This window comes from Croceicoccus sp. YJ47, assembly GCF_016745095.1.
Taxonomy (GTDB): Bacteria; Pseudomonadota; Alphaproteobacteria; order Sphingomonadales; family Sphingomonadaceae; genus Croceicoccus.
Genome location: NZ_CP067087.1, coordinates 308,580 through 333,606 on the forward strand (window position 1 = coordinate 308,580; position 25,027 = coordinate 333,606).

Annotated in this window: 20 protein-coding genes and 1 pseudogene; 14 read left to right on the plus strand and 7 right to left on the minus strand. The window is 65.7% G+C overall.

Going from position 1 to position 25,027, the window contains the following annotated elements; all coding sequences use genetic code 11:
- Nucleotides 1–123: 123 nt before the first annotated feature.
- From JD971_RS01325 to JD971_RS01340, 4 genes are all read right to left on the minus strand, one after another.
- On the minus strand, nucleotides 124–1,377 hold the full coding sequence (locus tag JD971_RS01325) for an adenosylmethionine--8-amino-7-oxononanoate transaminase (protein WP_202085442.1): 1,254 nt from the start codon (nucleotides 1,375–1,377) through the stop codon (nucleotides 124–126).
- Nucleotides 1,374–2,012 carry a dethiobiotin synthase gene (gene bioD / locus JD971_RS01330; protein ID WP_202085444.1) on the minus strand — a complete coding sequence of 213 codons (639 nt, stop codon included), beginning with the start codon at nucleotides 2,010–2,012 and terminating at the stop codon, nucleotides 1,374–1,376. The genes JD971_RS01325 and bioD overlap by 4 nt, the downstream gene beginning before the upstream one ends.
- Nucleotides 2,009–3,130, minus strand: coding sequence for an 8-amino-7-oxononanoate synthase (locus tag JD971_RS01335; protein WP_236672209.1), 1,122 nt, complete (start codon nucleotides 3,128–3,130; stop codon nucleotides 2,009–2,011). The genes bioD and JD971_RS01335 overlap by 4 nt, the downstream gene beginning before the upstream one ends.
- Before the next feature lie 121 nt (nucleotides 3,131–3,251).
- Nucleotides 3,252–4,172, minus strand: coding sequence for an alpha/beta hydrolase (locus JD971_RS01340; RefSeq protein WP_236672210.1), 921 nt, complete (start codon nucleotides 4,170–4,172; stop codon nucleotides 3,252–3,254).
- A 358-nt stretch (nucleotides 4,173–4,530) separates the two neighbouring features.
- On the opposite strand from JD971_RS01340, the gene JD971_RS01345 reads away from it, so the two are divergent.
- A complete protein-coding gene (locus JD971_RS01345) occupies nucleotides 4,531–5,205 on the plus strand; it encodes a response regulator transcription factor (RefSeq protein ID WP_202085448.1) in 675 nt (224 codons plus the stop codon).
- A 74-nt stretch (nucleotides 5,206–5,279) separates the two neighbouring features.
- Here JD971_RS01345 and JD971_RS01350 read toward each other — a convergent pair whose 3' ends face one another.
- Complete coding sequence (locus tag JD971_RS01350; RefSeq protein WP_202085451.1) at nucleotides 5,280–8,006, minus strand: TonB-dependent receptor domain-containing protein; 2,727 nt, start codon at nucleotides 8,004–8,006, stop codon at nucleotides 5,280–5,282.
- 114 nt (nucleotides 8,007–8,120) lie between these two features.
- Complete coding sequence (locus JD971_RS01355) at nucleotides 8,121–9,683, minus strand: hypothetical protein (protein ID WP_202085453.1); 1,563 nt, start codon at nucleotides 9,681–9,683, stop codon at nucleotides 8,121–8,123.
- A gap of 264 nt (nucleotides 9,684–9,947) precedes the next feature.
- Between JD971_RS01355 and JD971_RS01360 the strand changes: the two genes are divergently transcribed.
- From JD971_RS01360 to JD971_RS01415, 12 genes and pseudogenes are all read left to right on the plus strand, one after another.
- Nucleotides 9,948–10,322 (plus strand): hypothetical protein, encoded by a 375-nt coding sequence (locus tag JD971_RS01360; protein ID WP_202085455.1) that lies wholly within the window; start codon nucleotides 9,948–9,950, stop codon nucleotides 10,320–10,322.
- 278 nt (nucleotides 10,323–10,600) lie between these two features.
- A pseudogene (locus JD971_RS01365) lies at nucleotides 10,601–11,151 on the plus strand (lytic transglycosylase domain-containing protein).
- A gap of 26 nt (nucleotides 11,152–11,177) precedes the next feature.
- Nucleotides 11,178–11,486: a TrbC/VirB2 family protein gene (locus JD971_RS01370; RefSeq protein WP_202085459.1), complete on the plus strand. Its 309-nt coding sequence runs from the start codon at nucleotides 11,178–11,180 to the stop codon at nucleotides 11,484–11,486.
- Nucleotides 11,487–11,490: 4 nt separating this feature from the next.
- Complete coding sequence (locus JD971_RS01375) at nucleotides 11,491–11,775, plus strand: type IV secretion system protein VirB3 (protein ID WP_202085460.1); 285 nt, start codon at nucleotides 11,491–11,493, stop codon at nucleotides 11,773–11,775.
- 14 nt (nucleotides 11,776–11,789) lie between these two features.
- Complete coding sequence (locus tag JD971_RS01380; protein ID WP_202085462.1) at nucleotides 11,790–14,210, plus strand: VirB4 family type IV secretion/conjugal transfer ATPase; 2,421 nt, start codon at nucleotides 11,790–11,792, stop codon at nucleotides 14,208–14,210.
- Nucleotides 14,207–15,373 (plus strand): type IV secretion system protein, encoded by a 1,167-nt coding sequence (locus JD971_RS01385; RefSeq protein WP_202085464.1) that lies wholly within the window; start codon nucleotides 14,207–14,209, stop codon nucleotides 15,371–15,373. The genes JD971_RS01380 and JD971_RS01385 overlap by 4 nt, the downstream gene beginning before the upstream one ends.
- A complete protein-coding gene (locus tag JD971_RS01390) occupies nucleotides 15,370–16,164 on the plus strand; it encodes a TrbG/VirB9 family P-type conjugative transfer protein (protein WP_202085466.1) in 795 nt (264 codons plus the stop codon). Before JD971_RS01385 ends, JD971_RS01390 begins: the two co-directional genes overlap by 4 nt.
- Nucleotides 16,164–17,264 carry a TrbI/VirB10 family protein gene (locus tag JD971_RS01395; RefSeq protein WP_202085467.1) on the plus strand — a complete coding sequence of 367 codons (1,101 nt, stop codon included), beginning with the start codon at nucleotides 16,164–16,166 and terminating at the stop codon, nucleotides 17,262–17,264. The genes JD971_RS01390 and JD971_RS01395 overlap by 1 nt, the downstream gene beginning before the upstream one ends.
- Nucleotides 17,261–18,277, plus strand: a complete 1,017-nt coding sequence (gene virB11 / locus JD971_RS01400; protein WP_202085468.1) for a P-type DNA transfer ATPase VirB11 — start codon at nucleotides 17,261–17,263, stop codon at nucleotides 18,275–18,277. The genes JD971_RS01395 and virB11 overlap by 4 nt, the downstream gene beginning before the upstream one ends.
- 84 nt (nucleotides 18,278–18,361) lie before the next feature.
- The gene (otsB, locus tag JD971_RS01405; protein WP_202085469.1) at nucleotides 18,362–19,099 is read left to right on the plus strand and encodes a trehalose-phosphatase; all 738 of its coding nucleotides are present in this window, start codon (nucleotides 18,362–18,364) and stop codon (nucleotides 19,097–19,099) included.
- 31 nt (nucleotides 19,100–19,130) lie between these two features.
- The gene (gene otsA, locus JD971_RS01410; RefSeq protein WP_202085470.1) at nucleotides 19,131–20,516 is read left to right on the plus strand and encodes an alpha,alpha-trehalose-phosphate synthase (UDP-forming); all 1,386 of its coding nucleotides are present in this window, start codon (nucleotides 19,131–19,133) and stop codon (nucleotides 20,514–20,516) included.
- A 119-nt stretch (nucleotides 20,517–20,635) separates the two neighbouring features.
- Nucleotides 20,636–22,561, plus strand: coding sequence for a bifunctional diguanylate cyclase/phosphodiesterase (locus JD971_RS01415; RefSeq protein ID WP_202085471.1), 1,926 nt, complete (start codon nucleotides 20,636–20,638; stop codon nucleotides 22,559–22,561).
- Between the two features lie 32 nt (nucleotides 22,562–22,593).
- Here JD971_RS01415 and recG read toward each other — a convergent pair whose 3' ends face one another.
- Entirely contained in the window at nucleotides 22,594–24,654 is a 2,061-nt protein-coding gene (recG, locus tag JD971_RS01420; protein WP_202085472.1) for an ATP-dependent DNA helicase RecG, read from the minus strand.
- 65 nt (nucleotides 24,655–24,719) lie between these two features.
- Between recG and JD971_RS01425 the strand changes: the two genes are divergently transcribed.
- Nucleotides 24,720–25,004, plus strand: a complete 285-nt coding sequence (locus JD971_RS01425; protein WP_202085474.1) for a succinate dehydrogenase assembly factor 2 — start codon at nucleotides 24,720–24,722, stop codon at nucleotides 25,002–25,004.
- Nucleotides 25,005–25,027 lie beyond the last annotated feature (23 nt).

The following is a 25,027-nucleotide window of genomic DNA, read 5'->3' on the forward strand; positions in this document are numbered from 1 at the left end:
GCCCCCAATTGCGAATGACAATTTCCGGCTTCAGTGAAATCGGCATGATGCGGCGCTTTGGATGCGCGGCTCACCAGCCCATGAACAGATGGAGCGCGCCGTGACGGACATCCGGCCCGGGGTTCATGCCGTAACCGCGTCGAGGACATCCGCGATCGTTGCGTAAACCCGGTCGAGTTCAGCCGCGGTAATGCAGTAGGGCGGCATGACATAAACCGTGTTGCCAAGCGGACGCAGCAGTACGCCGCGTTCGCGAAACATGCCCATCATCCGCGGCGCAAGGTCGGAAAGATATCCGCCCCCATTGCCCACCTCGAACGCCGCGATCGTCCCGCAGCGCCGGATATTCACCACCCCGCCCCGCCGCGACAGCGTATCGAGATGCACCCCCTGCCGCGCGGCCAGCGTGGCGATCCGGTCCATCACCGGCTCCTCGCGCCAGATGGCGAGATTGGCGTTCGCCGCCGCGCAGGCCACGGGGTTGGCGGTATAGCTCGACGAATGAAAGAACATGCGCCCCCGGTCGGTCGACAGATGCGCGTCATAGACAGGCTCGCTCGCCATGGTGACGGCAAGAGGGACGGCCCCGCCGGTCAACCCTTTGGAAAGGCACAATATGTCGGGCACCACGCCGGCCTGCTCACACGCCAGCATCGTCCCTGTCCGGCCCCATCCGGTCATCACCTCGTCCGCGATGAACAATGTCCCATGCGCCGCGCAAATGGCCCGCATCTGCGCCAGCGTGTCGGCGCCATACATCATCATGCCCCCCGCGCCGAGCACGAGCGGTTCGACCACAAAAGCCGCCGCCCCCGCGGCACACGCGGCATCGAGCGCGTCGAGCGTCGCCTGTGCCGCGCCCTCGGCGGGAAAGGGGATGCTCGTCACGTCGAAGAGCAAGGGTTCGTAAGCGCGGTTGAACGTGCCGCGCGCGCCCACCGACATGGTGCCGATCGTATCGCCGTGATAGCCGTGGTCCATCACCGCAATCGCGTGCCGCGCCTCCCCCCGGTGGAGCCAGTAGCCCAGCGCCATTTTCAACGCGACCTCGACCGAGGTGGAGCCGGAATCGGAAAAGAACACGCGCGTCAGGCTTTCGGGCATGATGGCGCGGAGCGAACGGGCAAGCTGCTCGGCCGGTTCGTGGCTCCACCCGGCGAAGATGATCTGGTCGAGGCGGGCGGCCTGTTCGGCAATCGCGGCGGCGATGCGCGGATGGGCATGGCCGTGCGTCGTCACCCACCATGACGAGATCGCATCGACGATGTCGCGCCCGTCATCGGTATAAAGCATCGCGCCCTCCGCCCGTGCGACGCGCGGGATCGGTTCGTTCAAGCCATGCTGCGTGAAGGGGTGCCAGATCGGGGAACCTGTCATGCCCATGTCTCCCTGCCGAAACCGCCCGCATCGAAACCATTTGCGAACGCCGCGCGCAAGGTCCGCGCATCGAGCGGGTCGACATGCGGCAACCGGCCCAGGTGACGCACCCGGCCCATGGCACAGATGATGCGCTCGCTATCCTCGACCTCCTCGCCGACGAACGCGATGCCGAGAATCGGCACAGCGCGGCTGCGCAACGCTTCGATGGTGAGCAGGCTGTGATTGATGGTGCCGAGCGTGGTCCGCGCGACGATGACCACCGGCGCGCCCCACCGCGCGAACAGATCGGCATAGAGCAGCCCGCGCGTCACCGGCACCAGCGCGCCGCCCGCCCCCTCCACCACGAGCGGGCCATCCACCATTGGCAGCGTCAGCCGCGCCGGATCGATCTCGACCCCGTCACGCTCCGCCGCGAGATGGGGAGAACATGGCGTCGTCAGGCGATACGCTTCGGGCACGATCCGCGCCGCCGGCACGCCGAGCATCTCGACCGTCCGGCTGTCGCTGCCATCGTCGAGCCCGGCCTGCACCGGTTTCCAGTAATGCGCCCCCATCGCGGCGGTCAGCCCGGCGGCAAAGACGGTCTTGCCAATATCGGTATCGGTCCCGGTGACGACGATCGTGCGGCTCACAACAACCGCTCCATCGCATGAATGAGCGCGTCCATATCCTCTTCGTCGCTGTTGAGCGTGATCGAGAGGCGCAGCCGGGCGGTGCCCTGTGGCACGGTAGGCGGTCGAATGCCGCGAATGTCGAATCCCTCGGCCTGCAAGGCGGCGGCAATCTGCATCGTGCGCGCTTCCTCCCCGATGACGACAGGCTGTATCTGCGACCCGCTGGGCGCGATGCCGAGCGCGGCGAACCGATCGGCCGCGCCCTGCACGCGTGTGCGCAGCCTCTGGCGAAGGTCGTCGCCTTCCGCGATCAGGCGCAGCGCATCGCCGACCACCGCGGCCATCAACGGCGACGGCGCGGTGGAAAATATGAACCCCCGGCCCCGGTTGATGAGGAAGTCGCGGATCACATCCGAACACAGCACCAGCGCCCCTTCGCAGCCCAGCGCCTTTCCGCAGGTGGCGAGCACGATCGCGTGTTCCTCCCCCTGCAAACCGGACGCCAGCCCGCGCCCCTGCGGCCCGTAAACACCGACCGCATGCGCCTCATCGATGAACAGCGTGGCGCCGACCGCCCGCGCCAGCGCCGCAAATGCGGCAACCGGCGCGACGTCGCCATCCATGCTGTATAATGTTTCGAAAGCGATCCACGGCGTGCCGGACCCGCCCGATGCACGCCATTGCGCGATCGCGTCGGCGGCGGCATCCACGTCATTATGGGCAAAGCCGCGCCGCGCCGCCCGCGACAGTCGCATCCCCTCATGCGCGCTCGCGTGGATGAGCGCATCGTGAAAGATGCAGTCCTCCTTCTGTGGGAGCGTGGAAAACAGGAGGCTGTTCGCGGCGAAACCCGTGCTCATGAATAGCGCCGCCTCCGACCCAAAAAATCGCGCGGCATCTTCCTCCACCTGCGCATGTTCCGCCCTGTGCCCGCGCAGCAGGCGCGAGCCGCCGGAGCCCATCGGCACCCCGCGTTCGAGCGCATGCATCGCCGCATCGCGCAGCGCATCCGACCCGGCCAGCGCCAGATAATCGTTGGAGGAAAAATCCCGCCCGCGCGGCAAAGCGAGCCCACGGCGGCGCGCCATCGTGTCGAGCCGGGCGAGATCCTGCGCGTAGAATTGCGGCAATGTCACCTTTCGCTCTCCGACGTCTCGCGATCCGCGCCGATGCGCCGATGTCCGCCCGCCCCGCAATAGGCGGGCGCCGCGCATTCACAACCCCCTTACCCCTTTTGTCGTCGTGCCGAAATCGCGTTCAGCGGTGCTGCATCACAAAGCCGGTAATCGCATCGACCACGCCGCGCGCATTCGGCAAGGAGGGATTGGCATAGCTTGCCATGTTCGCGGCACGATCCCCCGGCGGCACGTCTTTCAACACATGGTTCACCCCCGGCAGCAGCGCGAGGGTCGCATCGGGCTTTGCCGCGTGCAGCAACCGGGCATCGCGGGGCGTGACCTGAATATCCTCTTCGCCCTGCACGATGAGGACGGGTTTCGAAATCTCTGCGATGAGCGCCGGGGGATCGATGGCGAAGCTGTCGATGAGGAACCCCTGCACCGCAGGGGCAAACAGGGCGGCGAGCGCCGGATGGAAACCGCCGGTATCGACGCGGCGGCCCTCCTCCAGCGTGGCAATCGCGCCCAGCGCATCGTCCAGTATCGGGGCATTGGCCGGGTTGGCCCGCAATTGTTCGCGCATGATCGTGCCCAGTGGCCGACCCGGTGCCGCGAGCGTGATGACGCCGCAGATGTTGCGCGCCGCCTCACCCTCCGCATTCGCGGCCGCGAGAAGCGCGACCGTGCCGCCCTCGCTATGGCCCATCACCCAGACGCAAGGCGCACCCGTTTTCTCCACGATCGCCTTTGTCCAGGCATGCACATCGTTGGCATAATCACCCATGGTGACGGCGTTGGGATCGGCGATGGCGTCGGCGCTTGCGAACATGCCGCGCTTGTCGATGCGCACGCTGGCGATGCCCCTTATCATCAGCCAGAAGGCGAGCCCGCTATAGCTCGCGGCCTTGATCCCGGCGGGGCTGTTGCCATCCCTGTCGGTCGGGCCGGATCCCGGCACGATCAATACAACGGGCGCGTCATTCTTGCTGACGTTCTGGAACGTTCCGTGCAGCATCCCTTGCGGCCCCGGCGCTTCGATCTCGCGTTTGGGGGGGTACACCGTTCCGGACGCGGCGGGGGCAAGCGATAACCCCGTTAGCACACCGACAAGCGCAAGGACGGCACGGCACCGCGGCGGTAAGGCGGGGCGAAAGCTGCGCATGTGTGCATTCTCCGAAGCGTCGAAAACTCGATCCGGCAAGCAGGCTATCGTGAAAGGTCGGCGCCTCGCAAGTGTCTTGCCCGCCTCATATGGAACCGGGATCGACGCTTTCATTCGCCACGCCGCATACCCGTGGGGAGCCGGGCCGCTGCAATCCTGTACCGGCGTTCCCGTAACGCTGCGAAACCCGCCGGGTTCGTCACAAACCCGTCACAACCGCGCGGCACTAACGGGCGGCACGGCGGGGATTTCGATCATGGACGTAGTCAATATCTTCACGACAGCGGCGCACACCGCTGCAACGGGCGACTTCGTGCATGGCTCGCAGCGGTTCGTTTTCGACCATCTGGGCTGCGACGGGCCGCAGCGCCTTGTCGAAGGACCGGTCTGGGCTTTCATCGACTGGGTCATGCCGGAAATGTCGGGGCTGGAAATGTGCCGGCGCCTGCGTTCCGATCCGCGCATGGACCATGCCCACGTGACGATGATCCTCGAACAGGACGATGCCGGCGACAGGCGGCGCGCCCTTCGCGCGGGGGCCGACGATTACATGATCGGACCGGTCGACCGCAACGATCTGCTCGACCGCGTGCTCGCGCTCCAGTCGCGGCGACAGAATTACCATGCGGCCAATATCGTCGAGCGGGGCGATCTGGTCATCGACCTCGGCGCGTTGCAGGCCCGGTGGGATGGGACACCCGTCGACCTCAGGCCGAACGAATTTCGCCTGCTGCGCTACTTTGCCGAAAACCCCAATCGCGTGTTTTCCCGCGCGCAGCTGATCGGCGGGTTGGGAAAGCAGGAACCGCCGATCGACGAACGCACCGTCGATGTATGGGTGGGACGCCTGCGCCGCGCGCTCAAATGCGCGGGGGCTGGCGATCCCTTGCGCACGGTGCGGTCGATGGGTTACGTCTTCGACATGCCATGACCCACCACGAGTGCGCGTGAATGTGTGGTAAGAATGGGCGGAACCGATGCCGGCCCCGCCCCGTCCCCGTATGCTCAGAATTCGACCGACGCACTCAGTGCGAAGCTGCGCCCGACCTCGTAAGTGTTGATCTCTATCCGGTTTTGGCCGTTCGACTGATATTCGAAATGGTCGCGCCCGGTAATATTGCGCGCTTCGAATTTCAATTGCACCGGCACGCCCATGAAATCCGCTTCCTCGCGCGCGACGAAATCCACGCTCAACCCCGGATTTTCGAGGATGTCGGGAAGCGCATTCGTACCGCGGCTCGTCACGCGCTTGCTGGCATAGGAAAAGAGCAGCGTGAATTGCTGCAACCTGTCGATGTCCTCCAGCCCGAGTTGCAGATTGGCGAGATGATCGGACTGTCCGGTGAGCGCCGCGCCATCGCGGAAATAGTTCGACGCCGGCTGCCCGCCGCGCGGGAATACCTGCGTCACGTCGCCCTCGCCGACTTTGATTTCGGACTTCGTATAGGTGTAGTTGGCGACGATCACCGCGCGCTTCGTCGCGAACGCTTCGCCCAGGCCGAACAGGTCCTTGCTATATTGCAGATCGACCTCTGCGCCATAGAGCGTGGCCTTGGGCGCATTGGCGAAGCTGGTCACCTGCGCATTGTCGGAAAAGCTGGAATAGGCCTCGATCGGGTTGTCGATATCCTTGTAGAAACCGGCGATCGAAACCCGGTCGCCGCCGCCGAGGTAATATTCCGCGCGCGCCTCGGCATTGATCAGTTCGCTGTCGATCAGGAACGGGTTGCCGTTGAACTGCCGGTTGGTGTCGGGATCGTAGTAAGTCTGAAAGATCAGCTCGCGAAATTGCGGCCGGGCGATGGTCTTCGACGCCGCTACGCGCAATTGCAAATCGTCGCTGGCCTCGAACGTGAGGGTCGCGGCGGGGAGGAAATAATCATTGGCGAGCGCGGTGCTGCTGCCCGAATTGGTCGGCGTGGCAAACAGCTCGACCGGGTTCACGCTCTGATCCGCGTCTTCATACCGCACGCCGATGTCGAGGTTCACGCGGTCGAGCGGATTGACCCGCAATTGCCCATATCCCGCATGGATGGTGAGTCCGGCATCGAAGGCGGGATCGGCCTGCGTGCTTTCGATGAGGCCGATGTCGAAATAATCGATGATCGCATCGCCGAGCAACAGATCGGGCCGCAGCGCGCCGACGCCATCGGGAAAATCGGTCGAGGCGTTGAACAGGAATTCGCGCCGCTCGGAATAGCGGTCCGTATCGGTATAGGCATAGCCGACGCTCGCCCGCAGCCAGTCCGACAATTCATACCCGAAATCGAGGCCGCCGTAGTAAAGGTCCTCTTTCAATTCGGAGAAGGTGACGGACGCCGCGCCGCGCTGCCGGTCGAGCACGTTGACGAACAGATCGCCGAACGGATCGTTCGGTTCGTTCGTGCGGACATATTCGAAGCTGTATTCGTACGGCGCCTCGCGCTGCGTCTGCGCATAGCCGCCGCGCAGGTCGATTTCGAGAGGTCCGAACTCCATCTCGCCCACGAATTGCGTGTCGAGCAATTGCCGCTCGAACCAGCCATTGTTCTGAATCTGCTTGGAAAAGCCGGACTGAAACTCGTCGCCGACCGAAATCTGCGTCTGTTTCAGCGTGTCGCGGATATAAAGATTGGTCCAGCGGAAGCTATGCTCGCCAAGCTCCAGCCCGAAACCGAGCAACCCGTTCACGACAATGCGGTTGTCGGTCGTGTAATCGCGAAAATCGGTGTTGAGATCGAGGTCGGCATTCACCGCCGTCTGCGAAATGATCGCCCGGTTGCGCCAGCTATTGCTGAGCGAGGCGGTCGCGATCACGCCGAGCCTGCCATCCGAAAACACGTCGAAACCGGTGCCGCCGGTGATCGAGCCGGAGAAGTTCACCGGCAGATTGCCGAGGCGCTGCGCCACGACGAGATCGGGGTTGCCGAGTTGCTTCGCGATGGCCGCCTGATCCACGCCGAGGTCGGACAGGCGCGCGCCGCTGTCGAAGAAATCCTGCAACGCGGGCGGCGCGTCGCGCGTGCCGTCGTCGAAGCCAAAGGCGTCGATGTCGGAGCCGTAATAGCTGTACCCGTCATTGCCGGTCGTCTGCGTGTCGCCGCTGACGCCGCCGCCGATGCGCAGAAAGCTTTCGGTCGGCACCGCGCGGGTGGTGAGGTTGATGACGCCGCCGCCGAATTCGCCGGGAAAGTTCGCCGAATAGGTTTTCTGCACCAGGGACGAGGCGACGATATTGGTCGGAAAAATGTCGAGCGGGACCACGCGGCTCAACGGCTGCGGACTGGGCAGGGGCAAGCCGTTGAGCAGCGCCAGCGAATAGCGATCGCCGAGCCCGCGCACGAACACATTGCCGTTGCCCACGATGGAAAGCCCGGTCACGCGGCTGAGCGCGCCGGCGATGTTGCCCTCACCCGTGCGGGCGATCTGTTCTGCCGACAGGACGGAGAGCACCTGCGTGCTGGCGCGCGACACGTCGCGGATGCGGCGGCCGGTCACGACGATCGCGCCGCCGCCACCGGGAATGGAAATGTCGGATTGATCAAGGCCATCCTCGATCGGTTCGCCGTCGACGCCCTGCACCTGATCGGTGAGGTCGTTGTCCGCGGACGGGCGCGGCGGGATGGCGCTTTCTCCGGTGCTGGGCGGTCCGCCGGTGCCCTGGGCCAGCGCGGCGCCGGGCAGGACCATCGCGGATGAAAGCAGCAGCAGCCCTGCGAGCCGCCTGCCGGAAGGCTGAAAGCCGGTGGACATGATGTAAGACCCCCTCAAATTACAGGTCCGAAAACAGATAGTCGCGTGTGCGATGCGGGATGCAGCATGGGGCCGCCCGGCGCGCGGACGGCCCCCTTTTCCGGCTGCGCGTCCTCAGTAGATCGGCAGGCTGGTGCAGGTGCCGACATTGCTGCCGAAGCTGATCGCCGCCGAATTACAGGTCCACCCCGTGGTCCAGTTGTTCGCGGCGTCGCGCACGGCACCGACGAAGTTCGCATTGTCGAAGAAGCTGGACAAAGCGGTCGGGTTGAAGGCCACCACGCCATTTTCGTTGGAGCCGTTGATGAACAGCATCGAAAGCGTGTTGGTGAAATCCTTGTTGTTGTTCGATCCGGCATCGAAGATCGCCTGCGCCTGGCTTGCGCTGACATCGCCGCCGTCGCGGAAATTGGTCGCGCAATCGAGCACGACCGAATTGAAGCGCGGTGCGCCCTTCTCGTCCGCGCCGGAGGTCTGGATCGTCGCCGCATCGTCGAGCCGGATGCAGGGCACGCCGCTCGGCGCGACGATGACGCTGTTCACCAGCGCATAATCGGTGCCGCCGCGGATGCGGATCGCCTGGCTCGACGAGGCATTGCGGTGGACGAAGGTCGCGTTGGAAATCTGCGTGTTCTGACGCGGGGTCGAATTTTCGAGGCCATTGCTGGAATCCGCCTCGATGATGGTGTCGCCGGCGCCTTCGCGCTGTACGGCGATGACATATTGCAGATTGGCCTTCACGCCGGTGTCGGTGTCGATCGAATCGTCCTCGGCCCCCACGACGATCAGGTTCTTCAGATTGACGCGCCCGCCGAAGAATTCGACGCCGTCATCGGACGAATTATAGGACATGATGTGGTCGAGCTGCGTGCCCGAACCGCTGCCGCCGGTGGTGAGCGACTGAAGCTCGCTGTCGCCCGACAGGACGAAACCGGAATAGCGGATCTGCACGTAGCTCATGCGGCCCGAGCTGTCGTCGGGGGTCGCGCCGCCGAACAATGCGGGCTGTGCCGCGCCTTCGACCTGGCGTTCGCAGCCGGTGGTGCCCGGCGTGGCGCCCGGTGCAATGCAGTCGGTCACCGGCGCGCGGCCCGCGAGCACGACGCCGCCCCACTGACCCGAGGAGTTTTCGTTGTTGAGGCCGAGCACGTTGTCGCGGCTGGTGAAAAGGATCGGGCGCGAGGCCGTGCCGACCGCGTTGATCCTGTTTCCGCGGTTCACCATCAGGAAGGACGACCCGCTGGCGTAGATCATCGCGCCCGGCGCGATGGTGAGCGTCACATTGCTGTCGGTGGCGCCGTCGCTCGCATCGGCGGTCGGCCCGCCATCGGTGCCGACATCCACGCGGCCCGCCATGCGGTAAAGCAGCCCTTCGACATAGGGCAGCGTGGAGGAGGTGTTGAAACGCGCCGGCATCGCGCAGACGCGATATTCGCCGGTCGGTCCGGAAATCGTGCCTTCGTCGGAAAGACCCTGCGCATCGGCGATGGTGGGACAGCCGTTCGCGGCTGTCACCGAACCGCCCGGCGTGGGCGCAGGCGTCGGCGCGGGCGTGGGCGCCGGATTGTTGATGATGACATTGCCGCCCGTGCCGGGCGATGCGATGTCCTCCGGCCCGCAGGCGGCCAGCGCCAGCATGCTGCAGCCAAGAACGAGCGTACGGGAAATAGTGGTCACGGCGGCGGTCCCCCTCAAGTAAAAACCGAGAATCAAATCCTGCGAATTCGGCTTCGCGAAGGCGGACCTAGATGCGCGTTGTGACAGTTTCTTTGCGCTCGTCTGATAATTCGGACGAGAATTTGCAGCGGACGCAAATTGCCTATGACGACCCCCTCCTTCGCCGAATGTTACAGTTCGATGACATTGTGACATTTTGATTGCAGAGGCGGGCGGCGCGGCGCAAAATCGGTTTCAATAAGAAGACCGAGATGGAGAAATGCCATGGCTTTTGCCGCCCTTGCCCTCACCCTGATGCTGAGCCCTGCCCCCGCGATCGGCGCGGAGCGTGTCGATGTCGCCTATGAAGCGATGCGCGCCGGACAGGATGCCGCCGCCATCCGCCAGATCGAAGCGAACGAGGCCCTGGCCGAGGATGATCCCGCCCGGCTCATCAACCTCGGCATCGCCTATGCGCGGCAGGATGACACCGCCGCCGCCCGCACCATGTTCGAGGCCGCCGCGAACAATGCCGACCGCTTCGCCCTTGAAACGGCGAGTGGTCAGTGGGTCGACAGCAAGGTGCTCGCCCGTAGTGCGCTCGCCATGCTGGAGCGTGGCGAATTTGCCGCTGGCGAACGGCTCGCCACCGCCGACTGACCTTATATCGCACCGGCGGATGCGCGTGTCGCTCCGCCGGCGATTGACGTTTTGCGCGGAGAGTGACGCCTGCCGCGCCATATGACGGGGTGTAGCGTCCGTCCGCGCGCCGGCGTGCGGGAACGCTTCCTGAACAGGCGGGTTTTTCATCCTGCGCCCTGAACGCGAGCCTGTCACACGCGTGTCATCAACGGGGTTCATTCGCCTCCTCAAGGGAGGCATTCATGATTCTTGCGCGTGGCATTTTGGGACTGGGGTTGGCGCTTTGCGTGCCGGCCATGCCCGCATGCGCCGATGTCATGGAGGTTTCCTCAGACGGCCATCGCTGGATCGCCGGGGATCTCGTGGCGACAGACGATATGACGCCGCCAGCCGCCGATGGCGAGGCCCCCGCCGTACCCGGCGCCGCACTTGCGAACATTGCCGATCATGCCGCGCTGCTGCCTGCGCGTTATGCCGCGAAGGTGCACGAATTATCGGCGCGCTTCGACCTCAGCCCCGCCTTGATCGAGGCGCTCGTCTGGCAGGAAAGCCGCTGGCGCGAGGATGCACGATCGCCCGTGGGCGCGCGCGGCCTTGCCCAATTGATGCCGGGCACGGCCCGCGACCTCGGCGTGAATGCCGACGATCCCTTCGCCAATCTCGAAGGCGGCGCGCGCTACCTCCGGCAACAGATCGACCGTTTCGACGGCGATATCGAACGCGCGCTTGCCGCCTATAACGCCGGGCCGGGCCGCGTGATCCGCGCCGGTGGCGTGCCCGCATTCGCGAAACCCAAACCTATGTCGCGGCCGTCATGGGCCGCCTGTCCGACCATTCCCGGAGATGATTGCCATGTCTGCCGCTCTTTCCCGCATGCTCACCCGCCCCGTCGCACGGCTCATCGCCGCGCTCGCGTTCGCCCTTCCCGGCACGGCAATGGCGCAAGGTGCCGATCCGCAGGGGTCCGGTCCCATCGTGTCCGCGCTCGCCTGGCTTCAGGGGACGATGCTCGGCAATGTCGCGACGGCGGTCGCGGTGATGGCGGTTGCGGCGGTCGGCTTCATGATGCTGACGGGGCGGATGAACTGGAAATTCGGCGGCACCGTCATTCTCGGCTGCTTCATCCTGTTCGGCGCGGCTTCGATCGTCTCGGGCATTCAATCGACCGCGGCGGTCGGTTGAGGCGATGACGGCACTGTCCCGCCATCCGGTGCATCGCGCATTGACGCGGCCGCAGATGTTTGGCGGCGTGACGTATAATTTCTTCGTCATCAATGCCGCCGTCACGACCGAGCTGTTCCTGATCACCGGGAGCTTTCTCGCCCTGCCGGCGGCGCTGGCGATACACGGGGTCGGCTATTTCGCGTGTCTTCGCGAACCGCGCGTGTTCGATCTCTGGCTGACGAAGGTGAGCCGGTGCCCGCGGGTGAAGAACTGGAAACGCTGGGGCTGCAACAGCTACGCCGCCTGAGGAGGCACGCATTCATGGCAAAGCAACGCAAATGGATCGGCGCCGCCGGGTGGAGCGAGAAGGAAGCCCCCGCGGGCGACCGGCTGCCCTATGCGCGGCAGGTGGACGAACATTGCGTGATGCTGCGCGATGGGTCGCTGATGATGGCGATGCAGGTGCCCGGCCTGCTGTTCGAAACCGAGGATAGCGACGCGCTGAACGCCCATGCCGCCGCGCGTGAGGTCATGTTGCGTTCCGTGCTCGATGCGCGTTTCGTGCTCTATCACCATGTCGTGCGGCGACGGGTGTCGGTCGATCTCGATGCCGAGTTCGCCGATCCGCTGTCGGCCCATATCGACGCGCGCTGGCGCGAACGGCTCGCCGATGGATCGCTGTTCGTGAACGATCAGTTCGTCACACTGATCCGCCGGCCTGCGCGGGGCAAGGCGGGGCTGGCGGAAAAGGCCGCCCGGATGCTGCGCCGCCGCCGGAGCGAGGTGGAGGCGGATCCCAAGGATCTGCGCGCCCTTCGCGCCGCGATCACCGGCATGGCCGCATCGCTCAGCGCCTATGGCGCGCGCCTTCTCGGCGATTATGACGCTGGCGAGGGCCGCGTGAACAGCGAGATCCTCGAATTGTTGAGCGCGGTCTATAATGGCGAAATGCGCCCGGTGCGCCGCCCGGCGGAGGATACCGACATCGGCCACATGCTGCCCTATCGCCGGGTCAGCTTCGGGCTCGACGCGATGGAACTGCGCGGCGGCGGGGGCAGCGATTTTGCCGCGATGCTTTCGCTCAAAGATTATCCCGACGCGACATCGCCCGGCCTGCTCGACGGGCTTCTCCGCCTCCCATGCGAGATGGTCGTGACAGAAAGCTACGCCCCGACGGAGCGTCAGACCGCGCGCGAACGTATGGATCTCGCCCTGCGCCGCCTGCGCAGCGCGGACGAGGAAGCCGCCGCCGAACGGGCCGAGATGCTGTCCGCGCGCGACGCGCTGGGCGCAGGGGCGACGGGGTTTGGCGACCATCACCTCACCGTGCTGATCCGGGCCGGCGGGCTTTCCGCGCTCGACGACATGACCGCCGCCGCCGCCGCCGCGCTTGCTGACACGGGCGCCATCGCGGTCCGGGAGGACGTGAACCTGGAACCGGCCTTCTGGGGGCAGTTTCCCGGCAATGAAGGCTATCTCGTGCGCCGGGCGATGATCTCGACCGCGAACATGGCGGGGTTTGGCTCGCTCCATGGCTTTGCGGTGGGTCAGGCCGACGGCAACCATTGGGGCGATGCCGTCACCTTGTTGCAGACGACGAGCGCGACGCCGTTCTTCTTCAATTTCCACAATGGCGACCTCGGCAATTTTTCCGTCATTGGCCCGTCGGGTTCGGGCAAGACGGTGGTGATGAATTTCCTCGCGGCGCAGGCGCAGAAGTTCGAGCCCCGAACCATCCTGTTCGACAAGGATCGCGGCGCGGAGGTGTTCGTGCGCGGCATTGGCGGGCGCTACGACCGCATTTCTTCGGGTGAGCGGACCGGGTTCAACCCGCTCTCCCTGCCCGATACGGCGGGCAATCGCGCGTTTCTGCGCGACTGGCTCGGCCTCATGCTCAAGGCCGAGGGACCGGAGGAGCTTGCCACCATCGCGCACGCGGTCGATGCCGCCTATGCCAATGATGCACGCCTGCGCCGTCTGCGCCATTTCCGCGAGCTTTTGTCGGGCGCGCGCCGTCCGATGCCGGGCGATCTGGCCGACCGGCTGTCCCCATGGATCGAGGATGGCGAGCATGGCTGGCTTTTCGATAACGATGTCGACCGGCTCGACCTTACGAACCGGGTGCTGGGTTTCGACATGACGGCGCTGCTCGAAAATCCGCGCCTGCGTACGCCGGTGATGATGTATCTGTTTCACAGGATCGAGGAACGGCTCGACGGGCAACCGACGATGATCCTCATCGACGAAGGGTGGAAGGCGCTCGACGATGAAGTGTTCGCCGCGCGCATCCGCGACTGGCTGAAAACGCTGCGCAAACGCAACGCATTGGTCGGTTTCGCGACGCAGAGCGCGCGCGACGCACTCGACAGCCGGATTTCCACCGCGCTGGTCGAACAGACCGCGACGATGATCTTCATGCCCAATTCGCGCGCGCGGGCGGAGGATTATTGCGACGGCTTCGGCCTGACCGAACACGAGCTTGCCTTGATCAAGGGATTGCCCGCCCATTCGCGCTGCTTCCTCGTGCGGCAACCCGATGCCTCGGTCGTGGTGCGGCTCGACCTTTCGGGGGCGCCGGAGGTGTTGACCGTGCTCTCGGGCCGGGAAAGCATCGTGCGCAATCTCGACCGTATCCGCGCATCGGTCGGCGACGATCCGGCGCACTGGTACCCGCAATTGACGGGACAGCCGTGGCCGGGCGGAAGCGCCGATGATTTCGCACTGTGGAACGCGGCGGAATGAACGGCTGCGCGACCGAACTGGACAATGTCGGCAACGGCATCGCCGCCGCGCTGCGCGGGGTGGATTGCCTCGCCGCCGACGCGACGCAGGCCGCCTTCGGGCGCCTGTTCGGGGCGGGTGGCGCGCTGGTCCCCGCGCTCACGATCCTGCTCACATTGTTCGTAGCGCTGTTTGCGTTCGGCCTGCTTACGGGACGTAGCCGGATCGGCGTTGCCGCACTGACCCCGCGCATGATGACATTGGGCCTCGTGCTGACCTTCGCGACGAGCTGGGTCGCGTATCAGAGCGTGGTCTGGACCCTCGCCACCGGCGCGGCGGATCAGATCGCCTCGATCATCACCGGGAGCGAGGGCAGCGCCACCACCGCCTTTGCCGACAAGATCGACATCGCCTTTGCCGCGATCGGGCAGATCGCCGGGCCGGAGCAGCAGCAGGACATGAGCATGTTCTCCCCGCCGGGCCTGCTCTGGCTCGGTGCGACGCTTCTGCTCCTCGGCACCGTGGGCATATTGGTGACGACGCGGATCGCACTTGCCGTGCTGGTCGCGGTGGGGCCGGTGTTCGTGGTCATGGCCCTGTTTCCCGGCACGCGCGGCTTGTTCGCGGGCTGGTTGAAGGGGCTGGTCCTGCTGGCCATTGCGCCCTTGTTCGCGGTGCTGGGCGGGGGGATGATGCTGGAACTCGCGGTACCGGTGCTCAACGCGCTGGGCCAGACGCCGGGTCAGATCGACCCACGCGCGGCGATGGGCTTTTTCCTGATCGGGGCGGTGCATGTCGCGCTGATGATGCTGGCGATCAATACCGCGACGGCGATGGTCGCCGACTGGGACGTGTTCGGGCTGGCCGCGACCGGGGCGGAGAGCCGCACTGCCGCCGCGGCGCAATCCGGTGCCGCCCCGCCTGCCCCGGCCGCGTCCGCGCCGCCGCCGGCGCCCGCGGTGAGCACCGACCGCCGCATCGCGCAGGCCATTCCCGTTCCCGCCCCCGCCAATGACCGGTTCGGCAGCGCCCCGCCCGCCCCGCAGGCGCGCGACTTCCGCATCACCGCCCACACCGCGCATTCCGCCGGCCAGCCCGCCGCGAACGCGGGCCGGTCCCGCGCCCATGGCATCGGCAGCCGCTTTCGCAGCGCGCCCGCCCGCTCCACGGAGAAGTTGAAATGATCCGCCCGCTTTGCACGCTCGCCCTTGTCGCCGCGACGATGGCCGCGCCCGCCCGCGCCGACGATCCGCGCCTCGTCACCCGCATGTATGACGAAAGCGCCGTCGTCCGCATCGAAGGCCGCACCAATGTGCAGGCGACCGTCGCCTTTGCCGATGACGAGAAAATCGAGAATGTCGCCATCGGCGATTCCGCAAGCTGGCAGGTCACGCCGAACAAGCGCGCCAATCTGCTGTTCGTCAAACCGCTCGAACCGACGGCGGCGACCAACATGACCGTCGTCACCGATCGCCGCACCTATTACTTCGATCTTGTCGCAAGTCCGCGGGCCAAACCTCTGTATCAATTGCGCTTCGCCTATCCCGAAGAGCCGGAGGAGGACGCCCCCGCCCGCATGGCCGCCGCGCCTGGCTCGGTCGAGATGCAGGCCGCGACCGATCCGCTCGCCGTGACCGATCCGGCCTTGCTGAACTTCGCATGGGGGCGCAGCGGGGATGCCGCGCTGCTGCCCGAACGCGCCTATGACGATGGCGAGGTGACCTATCTCGCCTGGCCGCAGGGGCGCGCGGTGCCCGCCATCCTTGTCACCAATGCCGACGGGCGTGAAGGTCCGGTCAATTTCGCCGTCCGGGGCGAAAACATCATCATCGATGGCGTTCCTGCGCAAATCATCCTGCGTTCCGGCGACAATGATGCCTTTCTCGTCAACAACGGGCCACCGCGCCCGCCGCGCAGGCTCAGCGATCGTGCGCTCGCCCGCGCGACCGACCGCGCAATTGTGGAGCAGAACTGATGCGCCCCGCCGCCCGGCTTCCCGCCCATCCCGCCAATGACGTCGACCCGCGCGAAACCGAAAGCGCGGAAATCATCGACCTCGCCAGCCGCAATTCCTTTCCCGCCGTCACGCAGCGCAAGGGCAAGTCCGACGGGCTCGGCCTGGCCGCGGGCGTCGCCATCGTCGGCCTTCTCGGCGCGTTCACGCTGTGGGGCATGAATAGCGCGCGCATCGAACAGCCCGCCCCTGCGCCGGTCGCCACGCCGACGGAAACCGCTGCGACCGCGCCCGCCGACGTGCCGTTGACCGTGCCGGATGCCCCGCCCGCGGCGGCGCCGATGGCGATGCAGCAAGCCGACCCGGCCCCCGCGCCCGTCCTTTCCGCGCCGCCGCAGACCGCGACCGGCCCCGCCGCCAATCGTTATAGCAGCCCGACGCTGGTCTTCGATGCGGGCGGTGCACCGTCGGTTCCGGTCGGCGCGCCGGCACCGGGCGACAACGCGGCGGCAGGCAGCTCGGCGTCCGATTTCGCAAGCCGCATCGGCGGCGTCGGCGGCGGCCCGGCACAGGCCGCCCGCATGGTCGACCCCGGCACGACAGTGACGCAGGGCACGTTGATCCCCGCGATCCTCGAAACCGCGATCGACACCGACGTGCCCGGATATGTCCGCGCCGTGGTCAGCCAGGATGTGAAAAGCTTCGACGGCCGCCGCGTGCTCGTCCCGCGCAGCAGCAGGCTCATCGGGCAATATCAAAGCGGGCTGCAGGCCTACCAGAAACGCGCCTATGTCATCTGGACCCGGCTGATCCGGCCCGATGGCGTGTCGGTCAATATCGGCTCGCCCGCGACCGGCTTCGATGGCACGACGGGCCTGCGCGGCAAGGTCGACAGCCATTTCTTCAAGCGGTTCGGCTCGGCGATGCTCCTCTCCGTCGTGGGTGGATTGTCGGCGATGGGCACGGGAGGCGCGTCGGTCGTGCTGGGCGGCGGACAGAGCGCGGCGGCGGCGGCCGTGCAGGAAAACGGCAAGATCGGCCCGACCGTGCGCGTCCGGCAGGGCGAACCGATCCGCGTGTTCACCGCGCGCGATCTCGATTTTTCGACCGTGACGAAATGAATGCCGCGATCCTGCCGATGAGCCCGGACCTGCCCGCCGCCGACATGCCGAGCGCGGGGAGCGTCTATCTCGATGCGTATCTCGCCCCGTTCCGTCCGTTCCTGTTGCGGGACACGGTGACGGAAATCCTCGTCAACGCGCCGGGCGAGCTGTGGGTGGAGGATGCAGGCGTGCCCGGGATGCAGCGGGTCGCCGTGCCCGAAATCGACGACCGGCTGATACAGCGGCTCGCCGAGCAGGTCGCGCGAGTCAGCCATCAGGGCATCAACCGGGAGCATCCCTTGCTCGGCGCGACGCTGCCCGACGGGGCGCGCGTGCAATTTTGCGGGCCGCCCGCGACGCGGCGCCACTGGACCATGGCGATCCGGCGGCACCGGCGGCTGGACCTGCCGCTCGACGCCTATGACAGCGGGCCGTTGCGCGGCGCGGCGGAACCCGCGCTCCCCGATGCGCAGGACACGCCGGTCGATTTCCTGCGCGCCGCCGTCCGCCATCGCAAGACCGTGCTGATTTCCGGCGGCACGTCGACGGGCAAGACCACCTTCCTCAACGCCTTGCTGGGCGAAATTCCGGCACATGAACGCGTCATCCTCGTCGAGGATACGCCCGAGCTGAAGCTGCCCGGCGCCAACGGGGTCGGCCTTGTCGCGGTAAAAGGGGAGCTGGGCGAGGCGAAGATCACCGCGAACGAGCTACTTCAGGCCGCGCTGCGCCTGCGGCCCGACCGGGTCGTGCTCGGCGAATTGCGCGGCGCGGAAAGCGTGAGCTTCCTGCGCGCGATCAACACCGGCCATCCCGGCAGCTTTTCCACCATCCACGCCAATTCGCTGCGCGGTGCGCTCGAACAGCTGGCCTTGATGGTGATGCAGACCGGCATCGGCCTCACCCGCACCGACACGCTCGAATATGCGGCGTCCGTCATCGACGTGATCGTGCAGCTCGGCCGGGTGGACGGGCGGCGCGGCATCGCGGCCATCGGCCGGAGCGCGGACATACTCGCGCAGATCGGCTGATCGCGGGCCGGTTCTCGCGCCCACGTTTCGCATGTGCAGCATCGCGGGCTTGACCCCGCCGGGCCACAGGGCCAAGACGGCGGGGTGACACAGCATCTTCCCCCGCCCCCGCCGATCGATTTTTCCGGCGATGCGCTGTTCCTCGATTTCGACGGAACGCTTGTCGAACTCGCCGACCGGCCCGATGGGGTCGTCGTCGGCGAGCAGTTGATCGCGATGCTCCACGCATTGTCGGACCGGCTCGACGGCCGGCTCGCCCTCGTCAGCGGGCGCGACATCGCGACGCTGGACGGTTTCGGGATGGACGGCCTCGCGATCGCGGGGAGCCACGGGGCCGAATGGCGGCTTGCCGATGGAACGATGAGCGAAACCGCCCGCCCTCCCGGCATGGACGACGCGCGCCGGCAGTTCGAACGCTTTGCCGAGACCCACGACGGCGTCTTGTTCGAGGACAAGCCGCTGGGCGCCGCGCTGCATTACCGGCTGTCGCCGGAATGGGGCGAGGAATGCGTCGCGCTCGCCGAAAATCTCGCGCGATCACACGGTTTTCATGTGCAGCACGGCCACGAGATGGTCGAATTGCGCCGGGCGGGCGTCGACAAGGGCGTCGCCATCTCCGACATTCTGGAGCGCGCACCATTCGCAGGCCATCGCCCGGTATTCCTGGGCGACGACGTTACCGACGAGGCCGGTTTCGAGCAGGTGACCCGGTCGGGCGGGCATGGCGTGTTGATCGGGACGATGCGCGCGACCGCCGCGAATTTCCGATTGCCCGATGTTAATTCCGTGAACGAATGGCTCGACCGGTCATTACGAAATTGAGAGCGGATCGAAGGAAACCCAGGGGGAAATCATGAGCCGTCTTATCGTCGTATCGAACCGCGTGTCCATGCCATCGCCCGACGGGGCGCAGGGCGGACTTGCGGTGGCCCTTCAGGCGGCCCTGCGCGAGAGCGGCGGATTGTGGTTCGGATGGTCCGGCCGCGAGGTCGAGGAGTTCACCGGCAGCGTCAATTTCGAGGAAAGCGACGGCGTACGCTCTGCCGTGGTCGATCTCGAGGCGCAGGATGTCGAGGAATATTACAACGGTTTTGCCAATCGCACGCTCTGGCCGCTGTTCCACTACCGCGTCGACATCGCGAAATACAACCGCAGCTTCGGTGAGGGATACGAACGCGTAAACCGGCGCTTCGCCGAACCGCTGCATGTGATGATCGAGCCTGACGACGTGGTCTGGATCAACGATTATCATTTGATCCCGATGGCCATGCTGCTGCGCGATCGGGGGGTGCGCAACCGCATCGGTTTCTTCCTCCACACGCCCTGGCCGCCGACCCGCCTGCTCGTCTCCCTGCCCTATCACGAGCGGCTCGTGCGCTCGATGTTCTTCTACGACGTGATCGGGTTTCAGACCGAGGAATGGCTGGAAAGCTTCCGCCATTATTGCGAGCACGAGCTGGGCGGGCGCAGCGAGGGCGAATATATCCACGTCGGCGAAAAGATGGTGCGCGCGGTGGTGTGCCCCATCGGCATCGATTTCAAGAATTTCCGCGAGGCGAGCGAAACGCGCGAGGCGAATGCCATTGCCGAACGCATGCGCACCTCGCTGCGGCAGCTCACCATGATCGTCGGGGTCGACCGGCTGGATTATTCCAAGGGGATCGAGGAACGGCTCAACAGTTTCGAGCATCTGCTCCACACGCATGAGGAACTGCACCGCTCGGTCGTGCTCATCCAGGTCGCGCCCCCCTCCCGCGGCGAGGTCGAGCAATATCAGAAGGTCCGTGAAAAGCTCAACGAGCTGGCCGGGCGGATCAATGGCGAGTTCGCCGAGGTGGACTGGACCCCGATCCGCTACGTCAATCGCGGCTATGCGCGGGCGGAACTGACCGCGCTTTACCGCGCGGCGCGGGTCGGGCTGGTCACGCCGCTGCGCGACGGGATGAACCTTGTGGCAAAGGAATATATCGCGGCACAGGATCCCGAAGATCCGGGTGTGCTGATCCTGTCGCGCTTTGCCGGCGCCGCGTCGCAGATGAAGGAAGCGCTGCTCGTCAATCCCTACTCGCCGGAGGAAGTCGCCGAAGCGTTGCAGCAGGCGTTGAAGATGCCGCTATCCGAACGCAAGCGCCGCTTTGAATCATTGCTCGACGGGGTGCGAACGGAGGATGTCCATTGGTGGCGGGAGAAATTCGTCGCGATGATTACGGAGACCAAAGTCCCCCCCGGCAAGGGATAACTCCGGGCCGACCCGCTTCCCGCAATATCGGTGTGCGATTTCCATAACGGGCAATTGCCTAAGCGCGCCTAAGGATAAATTAGGGTCATCCTCTCATATCAGGCATGATGAAGCCTCATGTGCTCAGATTTGCTGACTGGCTGAAGATTTCTTCGGTACCGGACAAGCTTGCGATCGCGCAGCACGACGAGTTGCAGCGTCAGATCCCGATGCTTTATGCGGTGTTGAGCGTGAACGCCGTGGCCGTGGCGATCACCCATTTCCACGTCGCTCCGCTTTACATGACCTTGTGGATCCCGCTCGTGCTCGTCACGATGAGCACGTTGCGCGCCATCGCGTGGAAGTTGCGCCCCCGGATGGAAGTGAACGCGGCCGGGGCGATCCGCATGTTGCGCCGCACGACCATGCTCGCCGCCTTCATCGCCTTTGCCTATATAAGCTGGTCGCTCGGACTCTACGGCTTTGCGCAGGACGAACAGCGCGCCCATGTCGCGCTTTTCATTGCGACGACGGTGATCGGATGCATCGCGTGTCTCACCTATCTGCCGCAGGCTGCCTTCCTCGTCACCGTCATCGTGATGGTGCCCTATCTTTCGTATCAGCTGTCGATGGGCGGGCCGATCTACACCGCGATCGCGTTCAACATCCTGCTCGTGCTCATCATGCTGATCCGGGTGCTGCTCAACAATTTCCTTGGCTTTCAAAAGCTGGTCGAGGCCCGCGTCGAGGGCGAGCGGCTGCACGAGGAGGTCACCCATCTCGCCAATACCGACACGCTGACCGGGTTGCCCAACCGGCGCTACTTTTTTTCCAAGAGCACCGCCATGATGGAGCGATGCACGCGCGACGGGACGGCGCTCGTCTTCGGCACCATCGACCTCGACCGGTTCAAGGCGGCGAACGACACGTTCGGCCACGCGCTTTGCGACACGCTGCTGGCCGAGGTGGCCGAACGGCTGCGCGATGCGCTTGGCAAAGAGGCGATGATCGCGCGGCTGGGCGGGGACGAATTCGCCTTTGTCATGGAGACCGACCTGCGCCGCGCAGAGCAGCTGGCGCAGGCGGCATGCCGCAGGATCGCGCAGCCGTTTCACATGGGTGAAACGAAGATAACCATCGGCGCAAGCTGCGGCCTCGCGATGCGCAGCGACGAGCACACGAACATCGTCTCGCTCTACGATCAGGCCGACTACGCGCTCTACTACGCCAAGAATCACCAGCGCGGTTCGTCCATCACCTATTCCGCCAAGCTGGATCAGACGATGCGCCAGCAACGCCGGCTGGAAACCGCCCTGCAAAACGCCGATTACGAGGCGGAATTCGATATCAACCTGCAACCGATCGTGCGGCTGTCCGACTTTCACATCGTCGGGGGCGAAACGCTCGCACGCTGGAACAGCCCGACGCTCGGAGCGGTGGCGCCCGCCGTGTTCATTCCGTTGGCCGAACGGCTGGGGCTGATCAACCGGTTGAGCCTCGTGCTACTCGGAAAAATGCTGCGTACGCTCGGCCAGATGCCGCGAAGCGTCGTCCTGGGGTTCAACCTGTCGGCATACGACCTGGCGAGCGAGGAGACGGTCGCCGCCATCGCCGACTGCATCCGGGAAAGCGGTGTCGATGCCTCGCGCCTCGTGCTGGAGCTCACCGAAACGGCGATGCTGCGCGATCTGGAGCTGGCGCATCGGGCGATGGAGGAGTTTCACGCACTGGGCGCACGGATCGCGCTCGACGACTTCGGGACCGGTCAATCGAGCCTGAGCTATCTGCACAAGCTGCCCATCGATGTCGTCAAACTGGACCGGTCCTTCATCGTGGAAAGCCGGATGACGCGGAGCCGCGACCTGCTCCAGGCGGTCATAACGCTGTGCCGCACGATGGGGCTGCCCTGCGTGGCCGAAGGGGTGGAGGAAACGGAGCAGCTCGACATGCTCCGCGCGATGGGCTGCGAAAATATTCAGGGCAATCTGTTCAGCGCGCCCCTCACCGTCGCGCAGTTCGAGGACATGGTGAAGGAAGCCCCGGGCCGCTCCGTCTCCGTCGCCTGAATCTCGCAGGGTTATCCCGACCCGCCCCGACTTTATCCGCCGCGGAGCAATTGCACCCCGTAATCCCGCTCGAACAGATAGAGCAGCGTGCGCGCCGCATCGCCGCGTGCGCCCGTCAACCCGCCATCGCGTTCGATCAGCAGGCGCGCATCATCATGCGCCGGCTCCAGAAGATCGCCAATCTGTTCGGGCGTCGCCACGGCAAAGGCATGTTCGCCCGATTGCCGTGTGCCCAGCAGTTCGCCGCCGCCCCGCAGGCGCAGATCCTCCTCCGCCAGCCGGAACCCGTCCTGCGTCTCCCGCATGAGCGCGAGCCGGTCGCGCGCCGTCTCGCTCAACGCCCGACCGCGCAGCAGAAGGCACACCGATTCCGCCGCCCCGCGCCCGACCCGCCCACGCAGCTGGTGCAACTGGGCAAGCCCGAAACGCTCCGCCTGCTCGATAATCATGAGCGAGGCATTGGGCACGTTGACCCCCACCTCGATCACCGTGGTGGCGACGAGCACCTGCATCTCGCCGCTCGCGAAACGCTGCATGTTGGCGTCCTTCACATCGCCGGGCAATTGTCCGTGCACCAAGGTCACCCGGTCGCCCAGCACGTCGCGCAACGCATCGAAACGTTCCTCTGCCGCGGCGAGATCGGCGCGTTCGTTTTCATGCACCATCGGACAGACCCAGTACGCCTGCCCCCCGCCCTCGACATGGCGGCGCAGTCCGGCGACGACATCGTCCATCCGCTCCACCGCGACGACGCGCGTGTCGATCGGCTTGCGCCCCGGCGGCAGCTCGTCGAGTTTCGACACCTCCATCTCGCCATATTGCGCGAGCGTCAGCGTGCGCGGAATGGGCGTCGCCGTCATGGCGAGGCAATGGGCCGTCCCCTTCGCCTTCTGCGTGAGCAGGAGCCGTTGCCCCACGCCAAACCGATGCTGCTCATCGATGACGACGAGCGCGAGATTGCGATAATTGACCGCATCCTGAAATATCGCATGGGTGCCGACGATGATGTCGATCGTGCCGTCCATCAATCCCATTAACGTCGCCTGACGCGCGCGCCCCTTGTCCCGACCGGTCAGGATTGCGATCTCGACCCCTGTGCCGCGCGCCATTTCGGTGAGCGTTTCGTAATGCTGCCGCGCGAGGATTTCGGTCGGGGCGAGCATCGCGGCCTGCGCGCCGGCCTCCACCGCGATCAGCATCGCGGTGAGCGCGACGACCGTCTTGCCCGATCCGACGTCCCCCTGAAGCAGGCGCAGCATGGGATATTCCTGCGCCATGTCGCCCTCGATCTCGCGAATCGAACGCAGCTGCGCACCGGTCAGGGAAAAGGGCAGCTTCAACCGGTCGCGCAGATGCCCGTCCCCCTGCAAGGACGGCCCGCGCCGCCGGCGATTGTCCGCCTTCACCAGCATCAGCGCCAACGCGCTCGCAAACAATTCGTCATAGGCGAGCCGGTCGCGCGCCTCCCGATGTCCGCCGCGATGGGCGAGCACGAGCGCATCGCGCCAATCGGGCCAGCCGCGCTTTTCCTTCAAACCCGCATCGACCCATTCGGGCAGGTTGGGCACCAGCCCCAGCGCCTGTTCCACCATAGTGGCAAGACGGTTCTGCGTCAGCCCCTCGGCCAGCGGATAGACAGGCTCGCACGCCGCTCCCATCACGGCCGCGCCGTCGGGCGAAACGTGATCGGGATGGACGATCTGCAACATGTCGCCATATTGTTCGAGCTTGCCCGCCACCCATCGCGCCTCGCCGGTGGGCAGCAGTTTCCGCGCCGAATAGGACGCGCGCCCGAAATAGGTGAGCGCAACCATATTGCCGGCCGCATCGCGCGCCTGCACGCGGAAGGGGCCGCGCCCGGTGCTGCTCCCGCGATGGTCGGTCACGGTCAGGTGGATGATGATATGTTCGCCGACCTGCGCCTCGTCGAGGTCGGCGACCTGCCGCCGTTCGACGAAACGGTCGGGCAGGTGATAGACGAAATCCTTCACCCGCCGCAGCCCCAGCCGGTTCAACGGTTTTTCCAGTTTCGGCCCCACGCCTTTCAACGTGTCGGCACTGGCGAACAGGGGATTGAGCCTTTCGGGACGCATGGCGGCGGCTATAGCGGTGTTTTTCGCCGCTTGCACCGCGCAAGCGCGCTCGCTACCCGGTTTTCATGGCCGATCCTGTTCCCTTTAACGAACCCGCCCGTTTCGCCCGCGCGAAATTCCGTGCCTGGCATCGCGGCACGCGGGAGGCCGATTTCATGATCGGCGGTTTTTTCGACAAATATTCCAACACGTGGGACGAACGCGAACTGAAATGGTTCGAAACCCTGCTGGACGAGGATGACGTCGACATCATGGCATGGGCGCTGGGCGTACAGCCCGCCCCGCCGCTTTACGAAGGGCCGATGATGGACGCGATGCGCCGGCCTGATTACGTGCACGTCCACCGATAACCCCCGCGGGAACCGCCCTGCCC